Raw genomic sequence first — 14,718 nt, forward strand, 5'->3', positions numbered from 1 at the left:
CCGTACGCACCGGAGCGGGGTTTTTCGTATCAGGCGTTTCGTGCCGAGCGTTTCGTGCCGAGCGTTTCGTGCCGAGCGTTTCGTACCCGGATTTCGGTACCCGTTTTTGTTCCGTTCTGGAACAATGTGTACGTTCAGTTCTGCCCAAGGGGTGGGCGACCGGCTGGCCGATCCCCCCGGGGCGGTTAGGCTCATGTCGCGAAGCCATCACAGGCTCCGCGTACCCGCGTCACATCCCAGAAGGAGATGCTCGTGCCGTCCATCGACGTCGTCGTAGCCCGGGAAATCCTGGACTCCCGAGGCAACCCCACGGTCGAGGTCGAGGTCGGCCTCGACGACGGCAGCACGGGTCGTGCCGCCGTTCCGTCCGGCGCGTCCACCGGCGCCTTCGAGGCCATCGAGCTGCGTGACGGTGACCCCAACCGTTACGGCGGCAAGGGTGTCGAGAAGGCCGTCCTCGCCGTCATCGAGCAGATCGGCCCGGAGCTCGTCGGTTACGACGCCACCGAGCAGCGCCTGATCGACCAGGCGATGTTCGACCTGGACGCCACCGACAACAAGGGCTCGCTCGGCGCCAACGCCATCCTCGGCGTCTCGCTCGCCGTCGCGCACGCCGCCTCCGAGGCGTCCGACCTCCCCCTCTTCCGCTACCTGGGCGGCCCGAACGCGCACCTGCTGCCCGTTCCGATGATGAACATCCTGAACGGCGGCTCGCACGCCGACTCCAACGTGGACATCCAGGAGTTCATGATCGCCCCGATCGGCGCGGAGTCCTTCTCCGAGGCCCTGCGCTGGGGCGCCGAGGTCTACCACACCCTCAAGAAGGTGCTGAAGACCAAGGGCCTGTCCACCGGCCTGGGCGACGAGGGCGGCTTCGCCCCGAACCTGGAGTCGAACCGCGCCGCGCTCGACCTCATCCTCGAGGCCATCAAGCAGGCCGGTTACATCCCGGGTGAGCAGATCGCGCTCGCGCTCGACGTCGCCGCGTCCGAGTTCTACAAGGACGGCAAGTACGAGTTCGAGGGCAAGTCCCGCTCGGCCGCCGAGATGACCGAGTACTACGAGGAGCTCGTCTCCGCGTACCCGCTGGTCTCCATCGAGGACCCGCTGTACGAGGACGACTGGGCCGGCTGGAACGTCATCACCGAGAAGCTGGGCGACAAGGTCCAGATCGTCGGCGACGACCTCTTCGTCACCAACCCGGAGCGCCTGGCCCGCGGCATCGAGGAGGGCTCCGCGAACGCCCTGCTCGTCAAGGTCAACCAGATCGGCTCGCTGACCGAGACCCTGGACGCCGTCGAGATGGCCCAGCGCAACGGCTTCAAGTGCATGATGTCGCACCGCTCCGGCGAGACCGAGGACGTCACCATCGCCGACCTCGCCGTCGCGGTGAACTGCGGCCAGATCAAGACCGGTGCCCCGGCCCGCTCGGACCGTGTCGCCAAGTACAACCAGCTGCTGCGCATCGAGGAGATCCTCGACGACGCTGCGGTGTACGCGGGCCGCAGCGCCTTCCCGCGCTTCAAGGGCTGACACCCGCCGAGGGTCAAGCCTTAGCCAGTCGTACGTACGTCCCCGTACCCGGTCCCGTACCGTGTCCGGGGACGTACGCGCGTGTGAACGGGAGGCGGGACATGGCCGTGAAGGACCGGGACCGGTTCTCCACCGCGACCAGGCTGAAGCTGCTCGGCGAGCAGACGGCGGCCCGGGTCTACCGCTCGCAGACCAAGCGCCAGGCCCGCCGCTCGCGCCTGACCGGCCGCGCCGCGCTGCTGGCTCTCGTACTCTGTTCTCTGATCGTGGCCCTCGCGTACCCGATAAGGCAGTACGTGTCCCAGCGCGCCGAGATCGCCGATCTGGAGCGAAAGCAGGAACAGGCCCGCGCCCGGGTCGAACAGCTGCGCGACCTCAAGGCGCGCTGGCAGGACGACGCGTACGCGAAGCAGCAGATCCGGGAACGGCTGCACTATGTGATGCCGGGCGAGACCGGATACATCGTGATCGACCCGGACGCGGCGAAGCAGTCGCGTGCGGATCTGGGGGTGGCAGCCCGCCCCTGGTACGCCAACGTCTGGGACGGCGTCGACAAGTCGGACCACTCCGACCGGTGAGCTGATGGCCGGTGACCTGACGACCGGTGAACTGATGACCGGTGAACCGGTGAATCGAAGAAGAAAGAGACTTGAGCACAGGCATGGAAACGCCCCCGCCGCCCACCCCGCGCACCGAGCCGACCGACGCGGACGTCGAGGCCTTCAAGCAACAGCTCGGCCGGCCGCCGCGCGGGCTGCGGGCGATCGCGCACCGCTGTCCCTGCGGTCAGCCGGACGTGGTGGAGACGGCGCCCCGGCTGCCGGACGGTACGCCGTTCCCGACGACGTACTACCTCACGTGCCCGCGCGCGGCCTCCGCGATCGGCACGCTGGAGGCAGACGGCGTCATGAAGGAGATGACGGACCGGCTGGCGACCGATCCCGAGCTGGCCGCCGCGTACCGGGCCGCCCACGAGGACTACATCGCGCGGCGCGATGCCATCGAGGTGCTGGCGGGCTTTCCGAGCGCCGGGGGGATGCCGGACCGGGTGAAGTGTCTGCATGTGCTGGTGGCGCACTCGCTGGCCGCGGGGCCGGGGGTGAATCCGCTGGGCGACGAGGCGATCGCGATGTTGCCGGAGTGGTGGCGCAAGGGTGCGTGCGTGGTGACGGCGGAGTCGCCGTCCGAGGGAGAGTGAGGGGGCAGCGCCCCCTCCTCCCGGTGCGTGCTCTGTCTGCGGGTGGGTGGGGGTCGAGCGCGCAGTTCCCCGCGCCCCCCGAGGCGGGGCTTCGCCCCGGGTCCCCGGACCGGTCGCACGTCGTCGAACCGAATTCACGAGCAGGAGACAACAACCGATGACCAGGGTCGCCGCCATCGACTGCGGTACGAATTCGATCCGCCTCCTCGTCGCCGACGCGAACCCGGCGACGGGAGAACTCGTCGAACTGGACCGCCGGATGACGATCGTCCGGCTCGGCCAGGGCGTCGACCGCACCGGACGCCTCGCCCCCGAGGCCCTGGAGCGCACCTTCGCGGCCTGCCGCGAGTACGCGGCGATCATCAAGGAGCACGGCGCGGAACGACTGCGCTTCGTGGCGACCTCCGCCTCCCGCGACGCGGAGAACCGGGACGAGTTCGTACGCGGCGTGCTGGACATCCTGGGCGTCGAGCCCGAGGTCATCACCGGTGACGAGGAGGCCGAGTTCTCCTTCATCGGTGCGACCAAGGAACTGACGGGCCGGGACGACCTCGCCAAGCCCTACCTGGTCGTGGACATCGGCGGCGGGTCCACCGAACTGGTCGTCGGCGACGACCACGTGCGCGCCGCCCGCTCCGTGGACATCGGGTGCGTACGGATGACCGAGCGGCACCTCGTGCACGACGGGGTCGTCAGCGACCCGCCGGCCCCCACCGAGACCGAGGCCATCCGCGCCGACATCGAGGCGGCCCTCGACCTCGCCGAGCGGACGGTCCCGTTGCACGAGGCCCACACGCTGGTCGGCCTCGCGGGTTCGGTCACCACGGTCGCGGCCATCGCGCTGGACCTCCCCGCCTACGATTCGGCCGCCATCCACCACTCCCGGTTCCCGTACGAGAAGGTCCGCGAGATCACCGAGCGGCTGCTGGCCTCCACCCACGCCGAGCGCGCCGCCATCCCTTCCATGCACCCGGGGCGCGTCGACGTCATCGCCGCCGGCGCCCTCGTCCTGCTCGCGATCATGGAGCGGATCGGTGCGGCGGAGGTCGTGGTGAGTGAGCACGACATCCTGGACGGGATCGCGTGGTCCATCGCGTGAGGGGCTGACCGGACGGGGCCGAGGGGTGCCGTTTCCGAGTACGGCTTTGAAGTGAGGGAGTCTTTGCTACCCGCTGGTAGCCTCCCTTGAGCAGGTCGGATAACGTATGAGCGCGCCCTGGGGGCCATTCGGACCCTCTCGGCGACACGCCGCCGGAAAAGTTCGTGAAGTTCTTCACAAGGAATTCGGCCCTGCGGGGGGACGCTGAGCCCGCTTGGGTGCTCTCCGGGGGCTCACCGGGCTCGGGAGGGTGCTCAACGGAGCGTTCCAGGAGTGTTTCCGGCGGGTGAAGCGGAGGGGTGGTTCGACCGGTTCGGACACCCGGAGCGGCAGCTCACGCGGTGTTGACAACGGTCGCCACTACACGGTGGTTCCCCCTCGCCGCCATGACCTGGGTCACGTGGGCGGCGCAGTGTAGCAGAGGCCCCACCCAAGCTTGTGAAGGGGCGCACGAGCGACCCTCCAGGGGCGGGTGGATACTCGATGGCATGAGCACCACGGAGCGTCCCAGGATCCTCGTAGTAGGCGGTGGGTACGTAGGCCTGTACGCAGCTCGGCGCATTCTCAAGAAGATGCGCTACGGCGAGGCGACCGTCACGGTCGTCGACCCCCGGTCGTACATGACCTACCAGCCCTTCCTCCCCGAAGCCGCCGCCGGCAGCATCTCCCCTCGGCATGTCGTCGTCCCGTTGCGACGCGTCCTGCCCAAGGCGGAGGTCCTCACCGGCCGGGTCACCACCATCGACCAGGACCGCAAGGTCGCCACGATCGCCCCCCTCGTGGGCGAGGCGTACGAGCTGCCTTTCGACTACCTCGTCATCGCGATGGGCGCGGTCTCCCGCACCTTCCCGATCCCCGGCCTCGCCGAACAGGGCATCGGTATGAAGGGCATCGAGGAGTCCATCGGCCTGCGCAACCACGTCCTCGAGCAGCTCGACAAGGCTGACTCGACCACCGACGAGGACATCCGCCGCAAGGCGCTCACCTTCGTCTTCGTGGGCGGTGGCTTCGCGGGTGCGGAGACCATCGGCGAGGTCGAGGACATGGCCCGCGACGCGTCGAAGTACTACACCAACGTGTCCCGCGAGGACATGCGCTTCATCCTCGTCGACGCCGCGGACAAGATCCTTCCCGAGGTGGGCCCCAAGCTCGGCCAGTACGGCAAGGAGCACCTGGAGAGCCGTGGCGTGGAGATCTACCTCTCCACCTCCATGGACTCCTGTGTCGACGGCCACGTCGTGCTGAAGAACGGCCTCGAGGTCGACTCCAACACCATCGTGTGGACGGCCGGCGTCAAGCCGAACCCCGTCCTCTCCCGCTTCGGTCTGCCGCTCGGCCCGCGTGGTCACGTGGACACCCAGACCACCCTCCAGGTGCAGGGCACGGACTACATCTGGGCCGCCGGCGACAACGCCCAGGTGCCGGACGTCGCCGCGCGCAAGGCCGGGGTCGAGAACGCCTGGTGCCCGCCGAACGCGCAGCACGCGCTCCGTCAGGCGAAGGTCCTCGGCGACAACGTGGTCTCCGGTATGCGGGGCTTCCCGCAGAAGGAGTACTCGCACTCCAACAAGGGCGCTGTCGCGGGTCTCGGCCTGCACAAGGGCGTCGCGATGATCGTCATGGGCAAGATGAAGATCAAGCTCAAGGGTCGTCTGGCGTGGTACATGCACCGCGGCTACCACGGGCTGGCGATGCCGACGTGGAACCGTAAGATCCGGATCTTCGCCGACTGGACGCTCGCGATGTTCCTCAAGCGTGAGGTCGTCTCGCTCGGTGCGATCGAGACTCCTCGTGAGGAGTTCTACGAGGCCGCGAAGCCGGCGCCGGCCGCGGCCGCCGCGGCTCCGGCCGCCGCCGCCAAGACCGAGGAGAAGGCCAAGGCCTCCTGACCTCCGGTCACCTGCTCGTCCCTGAGGGACCTCCCGCCATCCGTGGTGCGGGAGGTCCCTTTGGCGTTGTCCGGCCGCGGTCCGGTGGGGGCTGGTCGCGCCCACGCGGCGGAGCCGCACAATGTCACAGCCCCGCGCCCCTGAAAGCCTCGGGGCGTCCGGCGTTCCGGAGTGCGCGCCCCATCCACCCGCCCGAAAGAACATGGTGGGTACAGGTATTTTGCTCAGCTGTAACGCGGAAGGGGGACTGCGCACGAGGCCAGTTGGTGTTTACGTGGTGTTGGAGCGTTCGGGAGTGTTGTCTCGGAGGTGTATGCCATGCAGGACGCCGCGCTGCGTCTGAAGAGCCTTGTCGAACAGTTGGTGGGGGCCCCGCTCCCGATCCGCATCCGCGCCTGGGACGGCTCGGAGGCGGGCCCTCCCGGCGCACCCGCCGTTGTCGTACGCAACCGGCGCGCCCTGCGCCGGCTGCTGTGGAAACCGGGTGAGGTGGGGCTCGCCCGGGCCTGGGTCGCGGGGGACCTGGGAGTGGAGGGTGACCTCTACACCGCGCTCGACCTGCTGTCGGGGCTCGTCTGGGACCGGGGCGAGGACGCGCGAGGCGTCGCGGAGGCCCTGCGCGATCCGGAGGTACGGGCCGCCGTCCGCGGACTGGTGAAGATGGGCGGCCTCCCGTTGCCGCCCAGCCCGCCCCAGGAAGAGGTGCGCAGGCGCCGCGGCCACCTCCACACCAAGCGCAGCGACCAGCGCGCCATCAGCCACCACTACGACGTGGGCAACGACTTCTACGAGATCGTCCTCGGGCCCTCGATGGTCTACTCGTGCGCCTACTGGGAGGACGGCGGCATCCTCGAGGACGCCCAGCGCGACAAGCTGGAACTCATCTCGCGGAAGCTCGATCTGAGGCCGGGTCAGCGGCTCCTCGACGTCGGCTGCGGCTGGGGCTCCATGGCGATCCACGCCGCCCGCGAGCACGGCGTGAGCGTCGTCGGGGTCACGCTCTCGCACGAGCAGGCCGCGTACGCCCGTAAGCGCGTCGCGGACGAGGGACTGACCGACCGGGTGGAGATCCGGGTGCAGGACTACCGGGACGTCGCCGACGGGCCGTACGACGCGATCTCCTCCATCGGCATGGCCGAACACGTGGGCGCCGAGCGCTACCTGGAGTACGCCGAGGTGCTGTACCGCCTCCTCAAGCCGGGCGGGCGGTTGCTCAACCACCAGATCGCACGGCCGCCCCGGCGGGACGAAACGGCGTACGACGTCGACGAGTTCATCGACGCGTACGTCTTCCCGGACGGCGAGCTCGCGCCCATCGGCACGACCGTCACCCAGCTGGAACGCGCCGGGTTCGAGGTCCGCGACGTCGAGTCGATCCGCGAGCACTACGCCCTCACACTCCGCCGCTGGGTCGGCAACCTGGAGGCGCAGTGGGCGCGGGCCGTGGCGCTCACCAGTCCGGGCCGCGCCCGTGTCTGGCGTCTCTACATGGCGGCCTCCGCGGTCGCCTTCGAGCGCAACCGCATCGGCGTCAACCAGGTACTGGCGGTCAGGACCCCCGAGCCCACAGGCGCCTCCGGAATGCCCCTGCGGGCCAGAACCTGGAACCCCGCCCACTGACCATCGCCGGTCGGCATCGGCCGCTGGCGCAGTCCGCCCGTGCAACGGCCGGGGCCCCGTTCCGATCCGGAACGGGGCCCCGACGTTCGTGACCGGTCCTGCGCCACTACTCCGACTTGATCGCCGACAGCATGTTCAGGCGGGACGCCCGGCGGGCCGGCCACAGCGCGGCCAGCACGCCGACCGTCCCCGCGAGGAGCAGGAAGAGAGCCATCCGGTCCCAGGGCAGGACCAGCTCGTACGTCGACATCTTGCTGCCGACCAGCTCGCCGGCCGCCCAGCCGAAGAACACGCCCAGACCGATGCCCAGCACGCCGCCGAAGAGCGAGATGACCAGGGACTCCAGGCGGACCATCCGCTTGATGCCCTTGCGGTCGAGGCCGATCGCGCGGAGCATCCCGATCTCCTGGGAGCGCTCGAAGACCGACATGGCCAGGGTGTTGATGACACCGAGGACGGCGACGATGACCGCCATGGCGAGCAGGCCGTAGAGCATGTTCAGGAGCAGGGTGAACATCTGCGCGATGTTGTTGGAGATGTCCTTCTTGTCCTGGACCTGAATGGCCGGGTTGTCGCCGAGGGCCTTCTCCAGCTTGTTCTTGGTCGCGTCGGACGTGCCGTCGGCCGTCTTCAGCATGACCTGCATGTCGGCGACGTCCGTCAGGTGCGGGGAGAGCGTCGCGTTGTCGACCATGATGCCGTTGATCATCATGTTGCCGTGGTAGATCCCGGCGACGGTGAGGCGCTGCTTCTTGCCGTCCTCGTAGGAGACCGTGAGGTCCGAACCGGCCTTCCATCCGTGCGACTTGGCGGTGTCGTCGTCCACGACCACCTGGGTGCCGCCGACCTTGAAGGCGCCCTCGTCGAACGTGAGGTCGGTGAGCTTGGCGATGGACTCGCCGTTGACGCCCGCCAGCAACTCGGACGTGCCGTCGATGCGCGAGGGCGAGGTGCGCAGGGGGCTGGTGTCGGTGACACCGTCGAGGCCGGCGAGGGTCTTCGCGACCTCCGGGGAGAGGGGGACGCGGTTCGCCATCGACACGACGTAGTCCGCCTTGATCGCGGAGCTGGCCATCTTGTCGATCGACTTCTGCAGGCTGCCCGCCATCACCGTCATACCGGTGATCAGGGTGAGGCCGATCATCAGGGCGGAGGCGGTGGCGGCCGTACGGCGCGGGTTGCGCACCGAGTTCTGGCGGGCCAGCTTGCCGGAGACCCCGAAGACCCGGAGCACCGGGGCCGCGGCCGCGATCAGGGGACGGGAGAGCAGCGGGGTCAGTACGAAGACGCCGATGATGAGGACGACCGCGCCGAGACCCATCGGGGCCTGGCCGTCCGAGCCGCTCATGGTCGTCGCGTACAGGACGACGGCGACGCCGGCCGCGGCGAACAGGGCGCCGATCGTGTTCCGTACGACCAGGGACTTCGTCGTCGCCTGCGCGTGCACGCTGCTCATCGCGGCGACCGGCGGGATCTTCGCGGCGCGACGGCCGGGCAGCCAGGCGGCCAGCATGGTGATGAGGATGCCGACGAGCAGGGCCGTGGCGATCGTGCCGGGCGAGATCACCAGCGGGCCGTCCGGGACGGTGGCGCCGAGCGAGCCCATCAGCGAGCGCATCCCCGCGCCGATGCCGATGCCCGCGAGCAGACCCGCCACCGCGGCGACCGCGCCGACGACGAAGGCCTCGACGAGCACGGAGCGGGTGACCTGGCGGCGGGACGCGCCGACGGCGCGCAGCAGGGCCAGTTCCTTGGTGCGCTGGGCGACCAGCATGGTGAAGGTGTTGGCGATGATGAACGTACCGACGAACAGCGCGATGCCCGCGAAGACCAGCAGGCCCGTCTTCATACCGCTCATCGCGGAGGCGATCGCGCTCGCCTGGTCGTCGGCGAGTTGCTTGCCGGTGGTGGTGGAGGCGACGCCCTTGGGGATGACCTGGTCGAGGGCGGCGCGCAGGGCGGTCTGGCTGGTGCCGGACGCGGCCTTCACGTCGATCTCGTCGTACTCGCCGACGCGGTGGAAGAGTTGCTGCGCGGTCGCCGTGTCGAAGAGGGCGAGGCTGCCGCCGGCCGCGACGTTGCCGTCGTCGGTGGTGAAGACTCCGGCGATGGTGGGCTTGAGGACGGGGCCGTCGACGGACAGCCGTACGGTGTCGCCGACCTTGTAGCCCGCGCGCCTGGCGGTCTCCGAGTCGATCGCGACCTCGTTCTTGCCCTTCGGCGCGTGGCCGCTGGTCAGCGGGTAGCGGGCGTCCTTGGTGCCCCAGTAGTTGCCGCCCTGCGACTGGAAGCCGCTGCCGACGAGTTTGCCGTGCTTGTCGGCTATCGCGGTGAAGCCGGTCACGACACCCACGGTGGTTCCGGCGCCGGGGGCCTCGGAGGCCTTCTCGAGCAGTGCCTGCGTGAGCTTCTGCTCCTTGCCGACCTTGTCGCCCTTGTCGTCCTGGGTCTTGGCTTGGATGGCGACGTCGACCTGGTCGAAGCCCTTGGCGGAGCTCTTCTGGTAGGCGTCGGAGATGGTGTTGGTGAAGACCAGGGTGCCTGATACGAACGCCACGCCGAGCATTACGGCGAGCACGGTCATCAGGAGCCTGGCCTTGTGCGCGAGCACGTTGCGCAAGGCGGTTCGGAACATGGGGTTTCTCAGTCCAGGAGGGTGAGGCGGTCGGCAGGCGGAGGGTGTGGCCCTGTCGGCGGGCCGGTGAGGGCTGGTCGCGCAGTTCCCCGCGCCCCTTGAGGGGCCCTGCGCGCGTCTTCAGCCCGTCCGGCGTTCGAGGACGAGGCTGTTCGGCCGATGCGGGGGTGAGGGGCGGCGGGGGCGAGTTGCCCTCGGTCAGCTGGTGCGGCCCTTGGCGTCGAACTGCTTCATACGGTCCAGGACGGAGTCCGCCGTCGGCCCGTACACCTCGTCCACGATCCGTCCGTCCGCGAGGAAGACCACCCGGTCCGCGTACGCCGCCGCGACCGGGTCGTGGGTCACCATCACCACGGTCTGTCCCAACTCCCGTACCGAGTTGCGCAGGAAGCCCAACACCTCCGCACCCGAGCGCGAGTCGAGGTTTCCGGTCGGCTCGTCGCCGAAGATGATGTCGGGCCGGGAGGCGAGCGCGCGGGCGACGGCGACGCGCTGCTGCTGGCCGCCGGAGAGCTGGGAGGGCCGGTGGCTGAGGCGGTCGGAGAGACCGATCATCGTGATGACCTTGTCCAGCCACTCGCGGTCGGGCTTGCGGCCCGCGATGTCCATCGGGAGGGTGATGTTCTCCAGGGCCGTCAGCGTCGGCAGCAGGTTGAACGCCTGGAAGATGAAGCCGATCTTGTCCCGGCGGAGCTTGGTGAGCTGCTTGTCCTTGAGGGAGCCGAGCTCGGTCTCCCCGATGCGCACGGAGCCGGAGGAGAAGGTGTCGAGGCCCGCCACGCAGTGCATCAGCGTGGACTTGCCGGACCCCGACGGGCCCATGATCGCGGTGAACTCGGCCTGCCGGAAGTCGACGGAGACCCGGTCGAGGGCGACCACCTGGGTCTCGCCCTGTCCGTAGACCTTCGACAGTTCCGTGGCGCGGGCGGCCACGGTGGTGGCCCGGTCGGCGAGGGGCGTGCTGGTCACGGGAGGGTGCTCCTGTCGGGACGACGGCGTTTTCGGGGACGTGTCCCATCCTCGCGGCCGTTTTGCGCCTTGGAGTCAGCCGCTGTTCCGGTTCAGGGGGCAGCCTCGGGTCGGACCGCGGACGGTTTTGTCATACCTGGGGATGAGGGCGCGCCCTGAGTGCTCCCTGAGTGCTTCCTGAGCGCCGGCCGGGCACGACTCCTGTGGGTGCGTCCGTTCGGACGGTGAAATTCCGTCATTCCGTATACGCGGGTCTGTGCCGCCCGAAAGGCTATTGGCAAGTGCGGATGGCCCGTACCGGGGGCTGATGCACCCTCAGACGTCAATAAAATAAGACAACATCGGTTCGCTCGTCCGTTGTTCGAGGGATGCGTCCCGATAGGCTCGGAACCTCGATGCGGAGCCCATGGCCTGCCCGGATGGTGGAATGCAGACACGGCGAGCTTAAACCTCGCTGCCCCTCGCGGGCGTACCGGTTCAAGTCCGGTTCCGGGCACCTCCGACCCTTCTGTCCTTTTGCGTCCCTCGGGGGCGTCTTCGGCGACTTCATCGTGAACCGTTGACAGCAAGCGCGTGCCGTCGCAGACTCCCGTCAGGAAATGGTGAAGTAATTTTCACCAGGCGAACAACCGTTGGGCGAGCAAGCACTGGGCGAACAAGCACTGGGCGAACAAGCCGCACTGCGGGCTGAGCGGAACGCGAAGGGGCGTGCCGGATGCGTACCACCGTCGGAATCATCGGAGCCGGGCCGGCCGGCCTGCTGCTGGCGCGGTTGCTGCACAACGCGGGGATCGACTCCGTAGTGCTGGAGAGCCGCGACCGGGCGTACGTCGAACAGCGGCAGCGCGCCGGGATCCTGGAGCAGGGGACGGTGGACGTGCTGCGGGCCGCCGGGGCCGGTGGGCGGATGGACCGGGAGGGGCTGCGGCACGACGGGATCGAGCTGCGGTTCGCGCGGGAGCGGCACCGGGTCGACTTCCCCGCCCTGACCGGCGGCAGCTCCGTGATGGTGTACGCCCAGACGGAGGTCTGCAAGGACCTCATCGCGCTCCAGCTCAAGGAGGGCGGCCCGCTGCTCTTCGAGGCCGAGGCGCTGGCGGTGGAGGGGGCGGAGAGTGAGCGGCCGCGGGTCCGCTTCCGGCGCGAGCGGCGCGAGGACGTGCTGGAGTGCGATTACGTCGTCGGCTGCGACGGGTTCTGGGGGGTGGCCCGGCAGGCGATACCCGTCGAGCACTCCCGTGTCTTCGAACGGACGTACACCTTCGGCTGGCTCGGGATCCTCGCCGACGTGCCGCCCTCCCACGACGAACTGGTCTACGCCCGCCACGACCGCGGCTTCGCCCTGCTCAGCATGCGCTCGCCCGCCGTCTCCCGGCTCTACCTCCAGGTGCCCGAGGGCACGGACGCCGGTTCGTGGGCGGACGAGGAGATCTGGGACGAGCTGGAGCGGCGCCTCGAGACCGCCGACGGGTGGAGTCTGGAGCGCGGGGCCATCACCTCCAAGTCCGTCACCCCGATGCGCAGTTACGTCCACGAGCCCATGCGGCACGGGCGGCTCTTCCTCGCCGGGGACGCCGCCCACATCGTTCCGCCGACCGGCGCCAAGGGACTCAACCTCGCCGTCGGCGACGTGGTGACGTTCGCCCGCGCGTTGGTCCACCTGGAGGAGACCGGATCGGCGGAACGTCTCGACGCGTACTCCGAGACCTGTCTGCGCCGCGTCTGGCAGGCTGAGCGGTTCTCGTACGACATGACCACCCTGCTGCACCGCGCCCCGGACGCGCCCCCCTTCGAGGACCGCGTCCAGCTGGCCCGGCTGCGCCGGATCGCCACCTCGCGGGCGGCCGAGACGGACCTGGCGGAGGGTTACACCGGGTTTCCTCTGGACTGATCGCCGCGGAGTCCCGACACCCCGCCAGGCAGGGCGTAAGGGGCCTGTCACGGCTTGGTACCAGTGCGCGCGGGCCGGGAAACACACGCGTACCTTGGCAGCGTGAGGGAAAGATCCTCCCCAAGCAGTAGGGTCAATCTTTTGCCTACCTATTACCCTTGAGCCAAGGCCCACGCACGGTGGCCATGGAGGAGTGAAATGAGGAGCAGCAACCCGGTCTTCTCGCGACGGGGGTTCAGCCGCGACAACGGCTACGCGGGATTCAACGCGGCGCCGCAGGCCGGGGGACCCGCTGTCGGCACGCAGGCCAATCCGTACGCGCAGGGTGGCAACCCCTACGCGCAGAACCCTTACGCCCAGCAGGACCTGCAACACGGCGCACCGCCGCAGGCCCCGGTCTCCACCGGCCGGATGACGATGGACGACGTCGTCATGCGCTCGGCCATGACGCTCGGCACCGTCACCGTGGGCGCGATTCTCGCCTGGGCGCTGCTTCCGGTGTCCAGCACCAGCTACGGGCTGGCCATCGGCGCCGCGCTCGTCGCGTTCGTCCTCGCGATGGTGCAGTCCTTCAAGCGCACGGCCTCGCCCGCGCTGATCCTCGGTTACGCCGCCTTCGAGGGCGTCTTCCTCGGGGTCATCAGCGAGATGTACAACAGCCGGTGGAGCGGCGCGCCCTTCCAGGCCGTGCTCGGCACCATGGCGGTGTCCGGCGCGACCCTCCTCGTCTACAAGGCGGGCTGGGTCCGTGTGACCGCGCGCTACGCACGCATCGGTATGACCATCGCGATCGCCTTCGTGGCCGTCATGGCGGTCAACCTGCTGCTCGTCGTCTTCGGCGTCGCGGGCGACGGCGGACTGCGCAGCATGGGCCCGCTGGGTGCGATCGTCGGCATCCTGGCGATCCTGATCGGCGCGTTCTTCCTGACCCTCGACTTCAAGCAGATCGAGGACGGCATCGCGTACGGCGCGCCGAAGGAGGAGGCCTGGCTGGCCGCGTTCGGCCTGACCATGACCCTCGTGTGGATCTACGTCGAGATGCTGCGGCTGGTCGCCATCTTCAGCGGCGACGACTAGCCGAGCCCACCGGCCGAATGGGCCGGTGACCGACCTGAAGGGCCCGCGAACCGACGGTTCGCGGGCCCTTTGCCATGGGGGATGCCTGGTCCTGGTGGTGCGCGCTCAGAGCAGTTTGCGCGCGGCCCTCCTCAAGTCGTACTCATGAATGATCGCCTTGGCGTGGCCGTACGCGAGGTTGTGCTCGGCGCGGAGCCAACTGACCTTCTCCTCGAAGCGGAAGAGGGCGGGGCCTTCGTCGACGGTGCGCAGCCAGTCGGAGACTTCACGACCGGTGCAGTGGGGAATGCGGGCGAGCAGATTGCGGTGGGTCTCCTGGGAGAACACTTGGGACATCGGCGCCTCCGGACGCAATGGGGTGTAAGCCGGTCCTTCACGCCACGGTGCCTGAGGGTTCGGTTGTTGGCAACAGTCCCGTCGCGGCGCGTAGTCTCGCGGCGTGCTTGATACGACGCCGCTGACCCGAGCCGTGGACCACTTCGCCGACCGGTTGCGGGCCGCGCCGCAGAGTCGCCTGCAACGGGGGGCCGCCGCGGAAGCGCTGGGGCTGGCCAGGGAGTTGGCGCGGTGGGCGCAGCGTGTGGAGGACCCCGCGGTGGAGCCTTTCGAGATGCCGGACGCGGGGATGTTCGCCGTCGCCGATCAAATCACCGTCGCGGCGCATGATCTGGCGGTCGTCCTGAGGGACGAGAGGGAGCTGGCGGAGGCGGTGGTGCTGGTGGAGGAGGCGCAGAAGAGAGCCGGGGTGTGACGCCGGACGGGGACCTGCGGGGACCTGCAGCGACCTACGGGGACCTACCTACAGGG

Annotated in this window: 12 protein-coding genes and 1 tRNA gene; 10 read left to right on the forward strand and 3 right to left on the reverse strand. The window is 69.2% G+C overall.

The annotated features are described in order from the left end of the window. Nucleotides 1-246: 246 nt before the first annotated feature. The 6 genes from eno (at nt 247) to SMIR_RS22510 (ending at nt 7,339) form a co-directional block, all read left to right on the forward strand. Nucleotides 247-1,533, forward strand: coding sequence for a phosphopyruvate hydratase (eno, locus tag SMIR_RS22485; protein WP_060897729.1), 1,287 nt, complete (start codon nt 247-249; stop codon nt 1,531-1,533). Between the two features lie 101 nt (nt 1,534-1,634). Next, nucleotides 1,635-2,111 carry an FtsB family cell division protein gene (locus SMIR_RS22490; protein ID WP_168492365.1) on the forward strand — a complete coding sequence of 159 codons (477 nt, stop codon included), beginning with the start codon at nt 1,635-1,637 and terminating at the stop codon, nt 2,109-2,111. Nucleotides 2,112-2,194: 83 nt separating this feature from the next. Continuing rightward, nucleotides 2,195-2,731, forward strand: a complete 537-nt coding sequence (locus SMIR_RS22495) for a DUF501 domain-containing protein (RefSeq protein ID WP_168501080.1) — start codon at nt 2,195-2,197, stop codon at nt 2,729-2,731. Nucleotides 2,732-2,888: 157 nt separating this feature from the next. Continuing rightward, a complete protein-coding gene (locus SMIR_RS22500; RefSeq protein WP_168492362.1) occupies nt 2,889-3,830 on the forward strand; it encodes a Ppx/GppA phosphatase family protein in 942 nt (313 codons plus the stop codon). A gap of 488 nt (nt 3,831-4,318) precedes the next feature. Further along, entirely contained in the window at nt 4,319-5,719 is a 1,401-nt protein-coding gene (locus tag SMIR_RS22505; RefSeq protein WP_168492358.1) for an NAD(P)/FAD-dependent oxidoreductase, read from the forward strand. A 318-nt stretch (nt 5,720-6,037) separates the two neighbouring features. Beyond that, entirely contained in the window at nt 6,038-7,339 is a 1,302-nt protein-coding gene (locus tag SMIR_RS22510) for an SAM-dependent methyltransferase (RefSeq protein WP_212727296.1), read from the forward strand. Nucleotides 7,340-7,445: 106 nt separating this feature from the next. Here SMIR_RS22510 and SMIR_RS22515 read toward each other — a convergent pair whose 3' ends face one another. Next, nucleotides 7,446-9,974 (reverse strand): ABC transporter permease, encoded by a 2,529-nt coding sequence (locus SMIR_RS22515; RefSeq protein ID WP_168492353.1) that lies wholly within the window; start codon nt 9,972-9,974, stop codon nt 7,446-7,448. Nucleotides 9,975-10,172: 198 nt separating this feature from the next. Continuing rightward, nucleotides 10,173-10,943 carry an ABC transporter ATP-binding protein gene (locus tag SMIR_RS22520; protein WP_054237271.1) on the reverse strand — a complete coding sequence of 257 codons (771 nt, stop codon included), beginning with the start codon at nt 10,941-10,943 and terminating at the stop codon, nt 10,173-10,175. A gap of 413 nt (nt 10,944-11,356) precedes the next feature. Here SMIR_RS22520 and SMIR_RS22525 point away from each other — a divergent pair. The 3 genes from SMIR_RS22525 (at nt 11,357) to SMIR_RS22535 (ending at nt 13,911) form a co-directional block, all read left to right on the forward strand. Further along, nucleotides 11,357-11,439 (forward strand) — tRNA-Leu (locus tag SMIR_RS22525). Between the two features lie 219 nt (nt 11,440-11,658). Beyond that, the gene (locus tag SMIR_RS22530) at nt 11,659-12,834 is read left to right on the forward strand and encodes a 4-hydroxybenzoate 3-monooxygenase (protein ID WP_168492351.1); all 1,176 of its coding nucleotides are present in this window, start codon (nt 11,659-11,661) and stop codon (nt 12,832-12,834) included. Nucleotides 12,835-13,032: 198 nt separating this feature from the next. Then, complete coding sequence (locus SMIR_RS22535) at nt 13,033-13,911, forward strand: Bax inhibitor-1/YccA family protein (protein WP_168492349.1); 879 nt, start codon at nt 13,033-13,035, stop codon at nt 13,909-13,911. Between the two features lie 105 nt (nt 13,912-14,016). On the opposite strand, the gene SMIR_RS22540 is transcribed toward SMIR_RS22535, so the two are convergent. Beyond that, nucleotides 14,017-14,247 carry a DUF4287 domain-containing protein gene (locus tag SMIR_RS22540; RefSeq protein ID WP_054237274.1) on the reverse strand — a complete coding sequence of 77 codons (231 nt, stop codon included), beginning with the start codon at nt 14,245-14,247 and terminating at the stop codon, nt 14,017-14,019. Between the two features lie 103 nt (nt 14,248-14,350). Here SMIR_RS22540 and SMIR_RS22545 point away from each other — a divergent pair, with 103 nt between their 5' ends. Continuing rightward, on the forward strand, nt 14,351-14,662 hold the full coding sequence (locus SMIR_RS22545) for a hypothetical protein (protein ID WP_212727297.1): 312 nt from the start codon (nt 14,351-14,353) through the stop codon (nt 14,660-14,662). Nucleotides 14,663-14,718: the final 56 nt, after the last annotated feature.

This window comes from Streptomyces mirabilis (genome assembly GCF_018310535.1).
Classification (GTDB): domain Bacteria; phylum Actinomycetota; class Actinomycetes; order Streptomycetales; family Streptomycetaceae; genus Streptomyces.

Coding starts and splice junctions, on each gene's coding strand:
- SMIR_RS22505 (WP_168492358.1), top strand. CDS start 4,319: ATGAGCACCACGGAGCGTCCCAGGATCCTCGTAGTAGGCGGTGGGTAC.
- SMIR_RS22515 (WP_168492353.1), bottom strand. CDS start 9,974: ATGTTCCGAACCGCCTTGCGCAACGTGCTCGCGCACAAGGCCAGGCTC.
- SMIR_RS22540 (WP_054237274.1), bottom strand. CDS start 14,247: ATGTCCCAAGTGTTCTCCCAGGAGACCCACCGCAATCTGCTCGCCCGC.
- eno (WP_060897729.1), top strand. CDS start 247: ATGCTCGTGCCGTCCATCGACGTCGTCGTAGCCCGGGAAATCCTGGAC.
- SMIR_RS22530 (WP_168492351.1), top strand. CDS start 11,659: ATGCGTACCACCGTCGGAATCATCGGAGCCGGGCCGGCCGGCCTGCTG.
- SMIR_RS22535 (WP_168492349.1), top strand. CDS start 13,033: ATGAGGAGCAGCAACCCGGTCTTCTCGCGACGGGGGTTCAGCCGCGAC.
- SMIR_RS22490 (WP_168492365.1), top strand. CDS start 1,635: ATGGCCGTGAAGGACCGGGACCGGTTCTCCACCGCGACCAGGCTGAAG.
- SMIR_RS22495 (WP_168501080.1), top strand. CDS start 2,195: ATGGAAACGCCCCCGCCGCCCACCCCGCGCACCGAGCCGACCGACGCG.
- SMIR_RS22510 (WP_212727296.1), top strand. CDS start 6,038: ATGCAGGACGCCGCGCTGCGTCTGAAGAGCCTTGTCGAACAGTTGGTG.
- SMIR_RS22500 (WP_168492362.1), top strand. CDS start 2,889: ATGACCAGGGTCGCCGCCATCGACTGCGGTACGAATTCGATCCGCCTC.